Below are 13481 nucleotides of genomic sequence, written 5' to 3'. Positions count from 1 at the left end.
GAAAATAAGAGCGACACTATAGAAAGTACAGTCTCTTTCCAGGTTAACGCTATGTCTTCTGACAAACCATCGCATCGCGGCTCTCCCTATGCCCAGGAACTGATTTCCCACTTACAGCCGCACTGCGCCACGTATAAAACCGATCCCGGTGAGCAACTTGATCTCCAGGTTAACGGGCAGAGTATGTGTTATTTAATTCTCGAGGGCACAATCGCGATATACAGAAGAAGCGACGACATGATGCTTACCACCGCGCGCAGTCCCGCCCTGTTTGGTCTCGCTAATCTGACGGACATATATTTTAACGATTATCTCAAAACGGTGACGCCATGCCTGATCGGCGTGCTAGCAACCGATCGGGTGGCAGAAGTTATCAAAGAGAAGGCGTTATGGGGGCTGCTTTCTAATCATCTGATGTTTGTCTATAACCGCCTTTATCACAACGTCATGCCGAAAGGTGCGCCAACGGCTTACGAGATGATTCGTCAGCAGCTCATGATGCTGATGCAGGAAGATGACAACTACCGACGCAGCGTGACGGCGGAAAGGTACATCCGGGATAAAACCCGGCTTTCCCGCAGCGGCGTAATGCGGATACTGGCTGACCTGAAAACGGGCGGGTTCATCGAAATGGAAGAAGGCCGGCTCATTAAAATTAACAAGCTGCCTGCCAAATACTGATTTTCAGACACAAAAAAGGCCGCGCGGGCGGCCTTTTCTTCACTGCTCAATGGACGTGAACGCCCAACCGCCAGGCAAAGTAGATCTCTTCTTTCAGCTCGTTTGAAGAGAGCGCCAGCAAATCCGTAAATTCCAGCTCAAGTTGTTTCAGCTTTTTCAGGTACTGCGCCGGAGACAGATTGCTTTTATCGCGACGTAAATATTCAATTGCCAGCTGTGTTGGGGTTATTTCAGTATCCATGATGTCCTCGCTTATGTTCAAAACGTGACCAGTATATCACAATCAGACGGCTAATTTTTGACCAAAAGCAAGACATTCGGAAACTTTACACAACGGCCGTCGTCAGTCTGGATGAACAACACAGGCGATCCTGCTCGTCCAGAATATCAATCTGCCACACCTGATGACGACTTCCGGCGTGCAGTGCGCGGCAAACACCGCGCACGCGCCCGCTGCGAACGGAGCGGATGTGGTTGGCATTGACCTCCAGCCCGACCACCTTCTGCTCCCCTTCCGTACACAGGTAACCCGCGACCGACCCCAGCGTTTCGGCCAGCACGACGGACGCACCGCCGTGCAGCAGGCCAAACGGTTGATGAGTACGGCTGTCTACTGGCATCGTCGCTTCAAGTTCGTTATCGCCAATGCGCGTAAACTGGATATCCAGCAAACCGACCATGTTTTCCGCACCCATGGCATTTAAGGCCTGCAGAGTGACCGCACGTTTCCAGATCATCCGATAATCTCCAGTAAAGCCTGCAAGGGATGGCGAACGCCGTTACCTTCCACCCGTTTCACCTGGCTGCGGCAGGAGTAGCCCGTCGCCAGACAGCGGTTACGCGGCAGGCGCTGCATTGCCTGGTGCCACGACAGCTCGTAAATGCCGAGCGAGTTAGCGTGGTTTTTGACTTCATGACCGTAGGTTCCGGCCATACCGCAGCAGCCCACGCTGACGCTTTCCAGCTTCGCGCCAAAGCGGGCGAAGATAGAAGCCCACTGGGCAGGTGCCGTCGGCAGCGCGGTCACTTCAGTGCAGTGCCCAAACAGGTACCAGGATTCTCCGCTGACCTCCTGAGGGGCCGTTTGCTTCAGCACCGCAGGCAGCCACTCATGCACCAGTAAGACCTGAAAATCACCACGCTTATCGCCGAGCGTCTGCTTATATTCATCCCGGTAACAGAGCACCAGCGCCGGATCGACGCCCACCATTGGCATATCGAGCTGCGCCACGCGATTCAGGAAATCTGAAGTTTTCTGCGCGGTTTTCGCGAAGCGGGTCAGGAAACCTTTAATGTGCTGCGCCTTGCCGTTCGGCGAGAACGGCAGTACCACCGGCTGGTAGCCAATTTTCTCTGCCAGACGGACAAAATCAACCACCACCTGCGCATCGTAATAGCTGGTAAACGGATCCTGCACCACCAGCACCACCTTCGCTTTCTGCTCAGGGCTTAATGCTTCCAGTTGTTCCAGGGTCATGTTCGCCGAGCGGTGCCCCACCAGCCGACGCTGGAGCGATGGCACCGACAGCAGCGGCAGATCCACCATGCCGATATGTTTTTCAGACAGTTTGCGCACCAGCGGCTGATTGATAAAGAAGTTAAAGGTTTTTGGCGCACGAGCCATTAGCGGCGCGTAACTCTCCACCGTTGCCACCAGATGGTCGCGCATCGGGCGCAGATAACGCGTGTGGTACAGCTGGAGGAAGCGGGAACGGAATTCCGGCACGTCAATTTTAATCGGGCACTGGGTTGAACACGCCTTGCACGCCAGGCAGCCGGACATCGCCTCTTTCACCTCATGCGAGAAATCGTATTCGCCTTTATTCGCATGCCAGCTGTTGCGGGTCCGTTCGATGAGCCCGCGCAGGCTGGCGCGTTTTTCCGGCAGCTCCTGTTCCAGCTTGAGCGGGTCAATGCCGCGGTCGGCCAGCAGGCGCAGCCATTCGCGCACCAGCGTCGCACGTCCTTTTGGGGAGTGGATGCGGTTGCTGGTGATTTTCATCGACGGACACATCGGGCTTTTCACATCGAAGTTGAAGCACAGCCCGTTGCCGTTGCACTCCATCGCGCCGCGCCAGGAAGCGCGAACCGCAATCGGAATTTGTCGGTCATAGGTGCCGCGCTTGACGGCGTCTACCTGCAACATCGGCGCATCAACGCCCTCTGGCGGGCAGATTTTACCCGGGTTAAGACGGTTATCAGGATCAAAAGCGGCTTTCACCTTACGCAGCTCGGCGTAGAGTTGTTCGCCAAAAAACGCCGGACTGTACTCGGCGCGGAATCCTTTGCCATGCTCTCCCCATAACAAACCGCCATATTTGGCCGTAAGGGCCACGACCTCGTCGGAGATCTCCTTCATCAGGATCTCCTGCTGCGGATCGCACATGTCCAGCGCCGGGCGCACGTGTAGCACACCCGCGTCAACGTGCCCGAACATGCCATAGCTCAGACCATGGCTGTCGAGCAACGCACGAAACTCCACAATATAATCCGCCAGATGCTCCGGCGGCACGCAGGTATCTTCCGCAAATGGAATCGGCTTCGCCGCCCCTTTCGCGTTACCGAGCAGCCCCACCGCCTTTTTACGCATCGCGTAGATTCGCTCGATGCCGGAGAGGTCGTTACACAGCTGCCAGCCAATGACGCCGCCTTCCCCCTGTGCAATCAGCTCATCCAGACGCTGGCAGAGCGTGCTCACCTGGCTCTCAATCAGCTCTGCGTCATCGCCGGCGAACTCGACGATGTTCAGACCGAGCATCTCTTTATCCGGCACGTCGGTAATCAGTTCGCTCACCGAATGCCAGACAATATCTTCCCGGGCCAGGTTCAGGACTTTTGAATCAACGGTTTCCACCGACAGCGCCCGCGCCTCCACCATAAACGGGGCATTACGCAGCGCGGAGTCAAAGGAGTTGTATTTGACGTTCACCAGACGGCGCACCTTCGGCAGCGGGGTGATATCCAGACGCGCTTCGGTGATAAAGGCCAGCGTCCCTTCTGACCCGGTCAGTACGCGGGTAAGATCGAACTGGCTCAGATCGTCATTAAAGACATGGCGCAGATCGTAGCCCGTCAGGAAGCGATTGAGCTTCGGGAATTTGTCGAGGATCAGTTCGCGATTTTCGCGGCAGCGCTCCAGCACGGTGCGATAAATCCGTCCGCTGGTGGTGCTCTCTTTTGCCAGCGTTTCAGCCAGTTCGACCGGCAACGGCTGGGTATCGAGAATATCGCCCCCCAGCAGCACCGCCCGCACACCCATGACGTGATCGGAGGTTTTGCCGTAGACCAGCGAGCCCTGCCCTGAGGCATCGGTGTTGATCATCCCGCCAAGGGTTGCGCGGTTACTGGTGGAAAGCTCGGGCGCAAAAAAATAGCCATACGGTTTTAAAAACTGATTCAGCTGATCTTTGATTACCCCCGCTTCCACACGCACCCACCCCTCTTCCGGGTTGATCTCAATGATGCGATTCATATAGCGGGACATATCAACGATGATGCCCTGGTTCAGCGCCTGCCCATTGGTGCCCGTCCCGCCGCCGCGCGGGGTAAAGACCAGGGAGCTGAAACGCTCCTGCGACGCCAGACGGGCGATGAGGGCCACATCGGCGGTAGAGCGCGGGAAAACGACGGCATCGGGAAGAAGCTGGTAAATACTGTTATCGGTTGCCATCGTCAGCCTGTCGGCATAATCGGTGGCGGTATCACCTGTAAAACCCTGTTGCTCCAGTGCCTGCAAAAAATTAAGCACCAGTTGAACGACGCCCGGTGCCTGAGAAATCTGTGGGATCATTGCTGTCGACCCTAATGAGAATAGTGTGAAATCGTTTGCGTTGTGTCTGGAAAGTTTTATCACATTTTTTTCTTATGTGCTTCGTAGAATTACGGGCAAAATCCGCCTGTCAAAAATCGCTGAAATCACTAATGATTAGAGAGATGCGGTTTATATTCCCATCAGCCTTGCTGGTGTTCATTTAAGGAAAGTTTCGTTTATGGTCAATCTTCGTCAGCCCAGGGATGTCGCACAGATACTGCTGTCGGTGCTGTTCTTAGCCATTATGATTATTGCGTGTCTGTGGATTGTTCGTCCTTTCGTGCTCGGATTTGCCTGGGCCGCGACCGTCGTGGTCGCAACCTGGCCTTTACTCTTACGTTTGCAGAAACTGCTGTTTGGTCGCCGCGGCCTTGCCGTGCTGGTGATGACGCTGCTGCTGTTCCTGCTGTTTATTATTCCCATTGCGCTGCTGGTTAACAGCCTGGTTGACAGCAGCGGCCCGGTTATTCGCGCGGTCACCAGCGGTGACATGACGCTGCCGGATCTCGCGTGGCTGAACAGCATTCCTGTTGTGGGCGCAAAACTATACAGCGGCTGGCACAGCCTGCTGGAGATGGGCGGTAGCGCCCTGATGGCCAAAGTGCGCCCGTACATCGGCACAACCACCACCTGGTTTGTCGGGCAGGCTGCGCATATTGGTCGCTTCATGATGCACTGTACGTTGATGCTGGTCTTCAGCGCCCTGCTGTACTGGCGCGGCGAGCAGGTTGCGCTGGGGGTACGCCATTTCGCCACCCGGCTGGCAGGTAAACGCGGCGATGCGGCCGTGCTGCTGGCAGCCCAGGCCGTTCGCGCGGTAGCGCTCGGCGTGGTGGTCACAGCGCTGGTGCAGGCTGTGCTTGGCGGCATCGGGCTGGCGGTTTCCGGCGTACCTTATGCAACCATTTTCACCGTTGTCATGCTGATGACCTGTCTGGCACAGCTTGGTCCGCTGCTGGTGCTGGTTCCCTGCATTATCTGGCTTTACTGGACGGGGGACACGACCTGGGGCACGGTGCTGCTGGTCTGGAGTTGCGTGGTGGGCACCATGGATAACGTGATTCGTCCTCTCCTCATCCGCATGGGCGCTGATCTGCCGCTGATTCTGATCCTGTCCGGGGTGATCGGGGGGTTGATTGCCTTCGGCATGATTGGCCTGTTTATCGGTCCGGTGCTGCTTGCGGTAACCTGGCGTCTCTTCTCTGCCTGGGTGCATGAAGTGCCGCCACCCGGAACCGATCCGGACCTCATCTTAAGCGAACTTGAAGAGCTGGAAGATAAGAACGCGCAGTAATAACCTTTGCCGGGTGGCACTAACGCTTACCCGGCCTACACTCTTCGCAGGAATACTTAAACGTTGCTAAACTATTTATTCTCTGCGCACTGGTCAGACCCGCCTTTTCATGCCTAAAACCGTCATTCTCTTCAAGAAATCTTTACCTCCCTTTAACTATTGAGACGAATCCGATCGACTCATAAAGTTGGCATGCCTACTATTAAGACACGGTTATAAATCAACACCTTGATTTATAAGCATGGAAATCCCCTGAGTGAAACAACGAATTGCTGTGTGTAGTCTTTGCCCATCTCCCACGATGGGCTTTTTTTTTATTTACCTTATGCTGAGCGCACAGGATATAGGCGTGTTTTAAACAAAAAAACCGTTCATTACAGACGGATGAATAGCGATGAAAGAGTTTTACTGTTTAGTTCCATACGTCATAAGCATATGCCATTTCACTATCAACTGAATATCTTTCTCGTACCGCCAGGTGTCCCTTTTACTCTGAATTATTAGTAGCCTCTGCCCGTTCATCAGCGCGAGCACGTTCACGTTGTAATGAGCATCACCACGTTTAAGGCGGCTGACCACTGCAGGAGCAGCGCCTTCACCTTTTTCTTCTGTCAACAATAATTATGTGGGTTATTTTCCCGCCATAAGAAAAAAGATAAACGTCAAGGCAAGCACAGTAAATGATATAACAGCCAAACTGGCGTTCCTAAAAACGCCATCATTTAGCTTTATCTTTTATACTTTTTTCAACCTGAGCATGAAGATTCATGCAGTTTATATACCCTTCTCTACGCGCTGCGTTGACTTCCGTAGCGTGTCTTAACTCCATTGCTAACAACTTATCTTCCATGACAGAAAGGCGATAAATCAGGGCGCACACAATCATTAAAAGAATAATGAATAACACCGAAATATCTACAACCACTTAACCTCTCCAGTTACTTATTGAATCCTGAGTTCTGACGCTATGCACTGTAGTTCTTCGTTTTCCCTGCATTGCGTTGTCATGTAGCCGTTGCACAGGGAACTTAAATCAGACAGAGTCCGTATCTTCATTTAAATTTCATCTTTTATAGCTCATCAAACCTATCAGGCTATCTGGCGCAGTCCTGCAGCCAGCAGACGGTGAAGAGTAGCTATATCAGTTCCAGGCTCAGAACAAGGCAGCTAAGACTATTCTTATGCGAACTATTTTTTTAAGTTATTAGTGCTTTGTAAGTTCATTTTCCTCTTTTGATTGCTTGAAAGAGGACTCGCCTTTGTGGCCAGGCGAGTCCTGAATATTAATTTTTACAAATTTCACTCCTACTCAACATCTGCCATTCCCCCTCCAGCACCCGCGTCTCCCCGGTCACCTGCACGTTCACTACCTCGCGAATATCCGCCGAGGACGCGCCAACCTGTAGCTCAAATTCACCTGGCTCGACAATTCGCTTCCCGTCCCGGCGGGTGAAATTAAACATCTCCACCGGCAGGGTAAAGGTCAGGGTGGCGGTTTCTCCCGGTGAAAGCGTAACGCGTTGAAACGCTTTCAGCTCCTGAAGCGGACGAACCTGCGTCGCGACTTTGTCACGCACGTACACCTGTATTACTTCGCTGCCGCTGCGCTCCCCGATGTTGCTGACTTCGACGCTTAACACCACCTCTCCGTCGACCGGGACGTGGCTTTCAGCGAGACGCGCCGCACTCCAGTGAAACTGCGTCCAGCCAAGACCGTAACCGAACGGGTAAAGTGCGCCGAAATGGAACGCAAACGGCGTGCCGCCGCTTTTCAGCTTGTGGTTATAGTAGTACGGCATCGCCCCGGCGTTTTTCGGCACGCTGACTACCAGCCTGCCCTGCGGCTCCGCGCGGCCGGTTAAGATATCGGCAATCGCCCAGCCCCCTTCCTGCCCCGGCGCCCAGGCCATCATCAGCGCGGCCACCTTCTCTTCCAGCCCCTGAAGGTTATAAGGACGCCCGCCCGTCATGACGACAATTACCGGCTTGCCGGTTGCCACCAGCTCCTCAAGCAGCTGTTGCTGCACGCCCGGCAGATTCAGCGAATCGGTATCCGATCCTTCCCCCACGGTGCCGCTCTGGAATAGCCCGGCGAGGTCGCCCACGCAGGCCACCACCACGTCACTCTCTTTTACCGCGCTCACGGCTTCGGGGATCAAATCCGTGCGTTGTGAAACCGGCGATTGCTGCATCGGTTTACCGCCGCTGTCGCCCGGGAACACCGGCGCACCCGCCATCCGTTTTTCGATAATGTGGCACCCTTTGGCGTAACGTATCTGCGATGCGCCAAGGTACTGTTCCAGCGCCGCGCGCGGGGTTGTCACCTGCGAGGTCTCTTCAACCATATCACTGATGATCAGGTGAACCGGGAAGCTGTAGCCGCTCAGCAACGCCAGCGGATCGTCCGCCGTCGGCCCCACTACCGCTACACGGGGTTTTCCGCCGAGGGGCAAAATGCCGTTATTTTCCAGCAGCGTGATCGATTTTGTTGCCACCTCGCGCGCCACCTGCCGGGTCGCCTCATTCTGCAAATCGATACCTTTTTCGTCGGCGTACGGTTTTTCAAACAGCCCGAGACGGAATTTTTCACTTAGCACGCGCGCCACAATCTCATCCACTTTCGCCATTGAGATAAGCCCACGCTCTACCGCTTCCGCCAGATGACGCGCGCAGTCATCCTTCGGCAATTCCACGTCCAGCCCGGCGTTAAACGCCAGCGCCGCCGATTCTGCTGGATCGTGAGAAATCCCATGGTGCTGGTGCAGCAGACTGACGCCGCCGTAATCCGCGACAATAATGCCGTCGAAGCCCCACTGTTCACGCAGCACGGTGGTGAGCAGGAAATGGTCGCTGTGCCCTGGCTGATTATCGATGTCATGATAGGCCGGCATCACCGAACCGGCGTTGGCCAGCTTCACCGCCATCTCAAACGGTAGCAGGAAGGTATCGTTTAGCTCGCTGAAACCCAGATGGACCGGCGCATGGTTGCGCGCCCCTTCGCTGAAGGAGTGCCCCACGTAATGTTTCAGGGTCGCCAGCAGATCGCGCTTATCGCCCTGCAACCCCTTCACGTACGCCGTCGCCATCACCCCTACCAGCCACGGATCTTCCCCAAAGGTCTCTTCCGTCCGTCCCCAGCGCACATCGCGCGAGACATCCAGCACCGGGGCCAGCCCCTGCTGGCACCCGACAGACCGGGCCTCGTTGCCAATCTGCTCCGCCGCGCGCTGCACCAGCGCCGGGTCCCAGGTGGAACCGTAGTTCAGCGACGACGGGAACAGGGTTGCATCTTTGCACAGCAGCCCCACCAGACACTCCTCATGAAACAGCGCCGGAATGCCGAGCCGGGTCTCCTCCATCATCATACGTTGCAGGCGGTTAGCGGCACGCACGCCGGTTTTTGCATCAACAATGTGCGTGCCGAGCGGACGGGTGATCTGCCCGACGCCCAGCTTCAGCCTTTCGCTGAGGGACGCCTGTTCGCTCACGCCGGCGAACTCATCGCTCAAATCGCTACGCTCGCGGTGGTTGCCGTGTTCATCGAGGATCAGCCAGTACGCGTGCATCTGGGCAAATTTCTCTTCCGGCGTCATACGCGCCAGTAAATCAGCGACACGCTCGTGTACGGGACGTCCCGCGTCCTTGTAGATCACAGTCATGGTTTACTCCTGTAGTGCGGATTGGGTTACCGGGCTGAGCTGCCCCGCATCGTTTCGAATGTCTCGCTTGCTGGCCAGCTCACGGGCAATGGAATCCACCAGTCGGCTGTTGAGTTTGTAGATAGCAAGGAGCGCCACCATGCAGAGGAACAGCGCGCAGGGGATCAGGGTGAACAGGGCATTGATGGTTGCGAGAACGTGAGGCGCCTGGTTTGCCTGTCCGGGCGCGTAATCCACCATGCCCAGCACCCAACCGACCACCGCCCCACCCAGCGCCAGCCCAAACTTGATGGCAAACAGGGCGGTAGAAAAGACCAGCCCGTCCAGACGGCGGCCGCTGCGGTGTTCTTCGTAGTCCACCACATCGGAGAACATGGTCCATTGCAGCGGCGTGGTCAGGTTCTGAATAAAACTAAACACAATATTCAGACCGAATATCAGCCACACCTGCGAAGGCGGAATGAAGAAAATCAGCGCGCCAAAAATAACGAAAGAAATAATGGTCCACTGATAGGCACGTACGCGATCAAATTTCCCCAGCAGGCGTTCAGATAATAATGCGCCGCTTAAGGATGCCACCATGCCGGAAACAATAAAGGCAAAGACCAGTTCAGGACGTAACAGAACATAGTTAACGTAATACATGGTCGCAGAGCCACGCGTCACGACGGCGGTTAACAGTAAAATATTAAACAGAAAAACAATTCGCCACTGGCTGTTGGCGGCCAGCAGTTTTAAATCCGTCAGCATCGAGCCGGAGGTGTCATTGCGTGGCGAGTAACGCTCCCGGGTCATAAAGAAGCAGCAGAAGAATAAAATAATACCCAGCAGCCCCATCAGGCTCATGGCATAGAAATAACCTTTTTGCACATTCCCCTGACCTAATAATGAGACCAGCGGCAGCGCGATGACCGTTACAATCAACCCGCCGATAAACGACAGGCCAAAGCGCCAGGATTGCAGCGAGTGGCGCTCGCGCGGGTCGAGCGTCAGCGCGCCGGGCATGGCGCAGTATGGAACGTTAATCGCGGAGTAGATCAGGCTCAGGATGGCATAGGTTACGCAGGCATAGACAATTTTCGCCGTCTGCCCGGCATCCGGTACGTAGAAGGTAATCAGGCAGCTCACGCCAAACGGAATGGCAAACCAGAGCAGCCAGGGACGAAAACGACCGTGGCGGGTCTGAGTGCGGTCCACCAGCGCGCCAATGCACGGATCGACAAACGCATCGATCACGCGCACCACTAAAAACATGGTGCCCATAATGGCCGCCGGCAAACCGAATACGTCCGTATAGAAATACGCGAGAAATAACGTTGCCGTTTGCCAGACCAGCGCGCTGGCCATATCACCGAGGCCATAACCTATTTTATCTTTGGTACGTAATACAGAGGAGATTGTCATTGTTATTTGCCTTTTTATCAGGTTAAAACGTATTTCAACCAGTCGCGCATCATCCCGACGGATGTACGCGGTAAGGCTCAAGTATTAGCAACGCCCTGCCCACTAACAATTGTCTAAATTAACAGATAAATTATGATATTTGGTTTTTTGCTTTATTTGTGATGGTGAGCATATTCGCAGGAAAATAAAAAAGGCGAGGACAGATATCCTCGCCTTTTTCAGGTTATGCAGGTTTTACTTGTTCAGCTCTGCCAGGCTCAGCCAGGTTTGCACCACGGTGTCCGGGTTCAGGGAGAGGCTATCAATCCCCTCATCCATCAGCCAGGCCGCAAAGTCTTCATGGTCAGAAGGACCCTGCCCGCAGATCCCGACATATTTACCCTGTTTCTTCGCCGCACGGATGGCCATGGAGAGCAGCGCTTTCACCGCCTCGTTACGCTCATCAAACAGCTCAGAGACGACGCCGGAGTCGCGGTCCAGGCCGAGCGCCAGCTGCGTCATATCATTCGAACCAATGGAGAAGCCGTCGAAGTGCTCCAGGAACTGCTCGGCCAGCAGGGCGTTGGACGGAATTTCACACATCATGATGATCTTCAGCCCGTTCTCGCCGCGCTTCAGCCCCTGACGCGCCAGCTCATCCACCACCGCTTTCGCCTGATCCACGGTACGGACGAACGGGATCATGATTTCCACGTTGGTCAACCCCATGTCGTTGCGCACGCGTTTTACCGCTTCGCACTCCAGCGCGAAGCAGTCGCGGAAGCTTTCCGACACGTAGCGTCCGGCGCCGCGGAAGCCCAGCATCGGGTTCTCTTCTTCCGGCTCGTAGCGTTCGCCGCCCACCAGGTTAGCGTATTCGTTGGACTTAAAGTCCGACAGACGCACGATCACGCGTTTCGGGTAGAAGGCCGCGCCGAGCGTGGCGATGCCTTCCGTCAGGCGGCCGACATAGAACTCTCTCGGCGAGTCGTAACCCTTCATCATCTCGCGGATTTCGTTTTGCAGCTTCGCGTCCTGGTCGTCAAACTCCAGCAGCGCGCGCGGGTGAACGCCGATCATGCGGTTGATGATGAATTCCAGACGCGCCAGGCCCACGCCTTCGTTCGGCAGGCAGGCGAAGTCAAACGCGCGATCCGGGTTACCGACGTTCATCATGATTTTCAGCGGCAGGTCCGGCATGGTATCCACGCTGGAACTCTTCACGCTGAAGTCGAGGATATCGGCATACACGTAACCGGTATCGCCTTCGGCACAGGAGACCGTCACGTTCTGGTCGTCCTTCATGCGTTCGGTCGCGTCACCACAGCCGACTACCGCCGGGATCCCCAGCTCACGGGCAATGATAGCCGCGTGACAGGTACGGCCACCGCGGTTGGTGACGATAGCAGCCGCTTTCTTCATGATCGGCTCCCAGTCCGGGTCGGTCATGTCGGTCACCAGCACGTCGCCAGGCTGAATGCGATTCATCTCGCTGATGTCGTGGATCACTTTCACCGGACCGGCACCGATGCGGTGGCCGATTGCGCGGCCTTCCGCGACAATTTTGCCCTGCGCGTGCAGGGTGTAGCGCTCCATGACCTGACCGCGCGAACGGACGGTTTCCGGACGCGCCTGTACGATAAACAGCTTGCCGGTGTGTCCGTCTTTGGCCCACTCGATGTCCATCGGACGGCCATAGTGTTTTTCAATCTGCACCGCCTGCTTCGCCAGCTCTTCCACTTCGGCGTCGGTGAGCGAGAAGCGATCCCGCTGCTCCAGCGGCACATCTTCAATGGTGACCTGCTTGCCATGCTCTTGCGTCGGGGCATAGATCATGCGGATTTTTTTCGAGCCCATGGTGCGGCGTACCACTGCCGGACGGTTAGCCGCCAGCGTAGGCTTGTGCACGTAGAATTCGTCAGGGTTCACCGCCCCCTGCACCACCATCTCGCCCAGACCCCATGCGGAGGTGATAAACACCACCTGGTCGAAGCCGGATTCCGTGTCGATAGAGAACATCACGCCGGAAGAGCCCACGTCGGAGCGCACCATGCGCTGTACGCCTGCGGAGAGCGCGACGCCGCGGTGGTCATAGCCCTGATGCACGCGATAGGAGATGGCGCGGTCGTTGAACAGGGAAGCAAACACATGCTTCACCGCCACCAGTACCGCCTCGTAACCCTGAACGTTGAGGAAGGTTTCCTGCTGTCCGGCGAAAGAGGCATCCGGCATATCTTCCGCGGTAGCGGAAGAGCGCACGGCAAAGGAGGCCTGCGCGTCGTCAGCGGAGAGCTGGTTGTAGGCGTCATGGATGGCTTTTTCCAGTTCCGGCTGGAAAGGTGTGTCGATAATCCACTGGCGGATTTGCGCCCCGGCTTTGGCAAGCTCGGTGACATCATCAATATCCGTTTTATCCAGCAGGTCGTAAATGCGCTGGTTTACACCGCTCTGGTCTAAAAACAGGTTAAACGCATCGGCGGTTGTGGCAAACCCGTTTGGTACGGAGACACCCATACCGGACAGATTTGTAATCATTTCACCCAGGGAGGCATTTTTGCCCCCAACTCTGTCTACATCATTCATGCCGAGTTGGTTATACCAAAGCACCAGCGGTGACGAGCCATTGTTGGACATCGAAACAATCCTTTTGTGA

9 protein-coding genes and 1 other RNA gene are annotated in these 13481 nt (G+C 55.6%); 3 read left to right on the top strand and 7 right to left on the bottom strand.

Annotated elements, in window-relative coordinates; all coding sequences use genetic code 11:
- The first annotated feature begins 51 nt into the window (after positions 1 to 51).
- Positions 52 to 681: a helix-turn-helix domain-containing protein gene (locus tag ACQG11_RS19365; RefSeq protein ID WP_023299922.1), complete on the top strand. Its 630-nt coding sequence runs from the start codon at positions 52 to 54 to the stop codon at positions 679 to 681.
- A 46-nt stretch (positions 682 to 727) separates the two neighbouring features.
- On the opposite strand, the gene ACQG11_RS19360 is transcribed toward ACQG11_RS19365, so the two are convergent.
- The 3 genes from ACQG11_RS19360 to ydiJ form a co-directional block, all read right to left on the bottom strand.
- A complete protein-coding gene (locus tag ACQG11_RS19360) occupies positions 728 to 922 on the bottom strand; it encodes a YdiH family protein (protein WP_003857766.1) in 195 nt (64 codons plus the stop codon).
- An 85-nt stretch (positions 923 to 1007) separates the two neighbouring features.
- Positions 1008 to 1418 (bottom strand): 1,4-dihydroxy-2-naphthoyl-CoA hydrolase, encoded by a 411-nt coding sequence (gene menI / locus ACQG11_RS19355; RefSeq protein ID WP_023305978.1) that lies wholly within the window; start codon positions 1416 to 1418, stop codon positions 1008 to 1010.
- Complete coding sequence (gene ydiJ / locus ACQG11_RS19350) at positions 1415 to 4471, bottom strand: D-2-hydroxyglutarate dehydrogenase YdiJ (RefSeq protein WP_426728673.1); 3057 nt, start codon at positions 4469 to 4471, stop codon at positions 1415 to 1417. Before ydiJ ends, menI begins: the two co-directional genes overlap by 4 nt.
- Before the next feature lie 199 nt (positions 4472 to 4670).
- Here ydiJ and ydiK point away from each other — a divergent pair, with 199 nt between their 5' ends.
- Together ydiK and rprA are read left to right on the top strand one after the other, a co-directional pair.
- Positions 4671 to 5786, top strand: a complete 1116-nt coding sequence (gene ydiK / locus ACQG11_RS19345; RefSeq protein WP_022647856.1) for an AI-2E family transporter YdiK — start codon at positions 4671 to 4673, stop codon at positions 5784 to 5786.
- Between the two features lie 209 nt (positions 5787 to 5995).
- Positions 5996 to 6103: antisense sRNA RprA (rprA, locus tag ACQG11_RS19340), an RNA gene on the top strand.
- Positions 6104 to 6504: 401 nt separating this feature from the next.
- On the opposite strand, the gene ACQG11_RS19335 is transcribed toward rprA, so the two are convergent.
- The 4 genes from ACQG11_RS19335 to ppsA form a co-directional block, all read right to left on the bottom strand.
- Positions 6505 to 6711 (bottom strand): hypothetical protein, encoded by a 207-nt coding sequence (locus ACQG11_RS19335; protein WP_022647855.1) that lies wholly within the window; start codon positions 6709 to 6711, stop codon positions 6505 to 6507.
- A gap of 358 nt (positions 6712 to 7069) precedes the next feature.
- A complete protein-coding gene (locus ACQG11_RS19330) occupies positions 7070 to 9445 on the bottom strand; it encodes a glycoside hydrolase family 3 N-terminal domain-containing protein (protein ID WP_426728672.1) in 2376 nt (791 codons plus the stop codon).
- Between the two features lie 3 nt (positions 9446 to 9448).
- On the bottom strand, positions 9449 to 10849 hold the full coding sequence (locus tag ACQG11_RS19325) for an MFS transporter (protein ID WP_038415905.1): 1401 nt from the start codon (positions 10847 to 10849) through the stop codon (positions 9449 to 9451).
- 234 nt (positions 10850 to 11083) lie between these two features.
- Positions 11084 to 13462, bottom strand: a complete 2379-nt coding sequence (ppsA, locus tag ACQG11_RS19320; protein WP_046620285.1) for a phosphoenolpyruvate synthase — start codon at positions 13460 to 13462, stop codon at positions 11084 to 11086.
- Positions 13463 to 13481 lie beyond the last annotated feature (19 nt).

It is taken from the genome of Enterobacter cloacae complex sp. 372C4 (genome assembly GCF_050030615.1).
Classification (GTDB): domain Bacteria; phylum Pseudomonadota; class Gammaproteobacteria; order Enterobacterales; family Enterobacteriaceae; genus Enterobacter; species Enterobacter intestinihominis.
This window is presented reverse-complemented; position numbering and strand designations above follow the sequence as displayed.

Bases quoted from the DNA above. Each gene is read 5' to 3' on its own strand.
- ACQG11_RS19325 (WP_038415905.1), bottom strand. From the start codon at position 10,849: ATGACAATCTCCTCTGTATTACGTACCAAAGATAAAATAGGTTATGGC.
- ACQG11_RS19360 (WP_003857766.1), bottom strand. From the start codon at position 922: ATGGATACTGAAATAACCCCAACACAGCTGGCAATTGAATATTTACGT.
- ydiJ (WP_426728673.1), bottom strand. From the start codon at position 4,471: ATGATCCCACAGATTTCTCAGGCACCGGGCGTCGTTCAACTGGTGCTT.
- ydiK (WP_022647856.1), top strand. From the start codon at position 4,671: ATGGTCAATCTTCGTCAGCCCAGGGATGTCGCACAGATACTGCTGTCG.
- ppsA (WP_046620285.1), bottom strand. From the start codon at position 13,462: ATGTCCAACAATGGCTCGTCACCGCTGGTGCTTTGGTATAACCAACTC.
- ACQG11_RS19365 (WP_023299922.1), top strand. From the start codon at position 52: ATGTCTTCTGACAAACCATCGCATCGCGGCTCTCCCTATGCCCAGGAA.
- menI (WP_023305978.1), bottom strand. From the start codon at position 1,418: ATGATCTGGAAACGTGCGGTCACTCTGCAGGCCTTAAATGCCATGGGT.
- ACQG11_RS19330 (WP_426728672.1), bottom strand. From the start codon at position 9,445: ATGACTGTGATCTACAAGGACGCGGGACGTCCCGTACACGAGCGTGTC.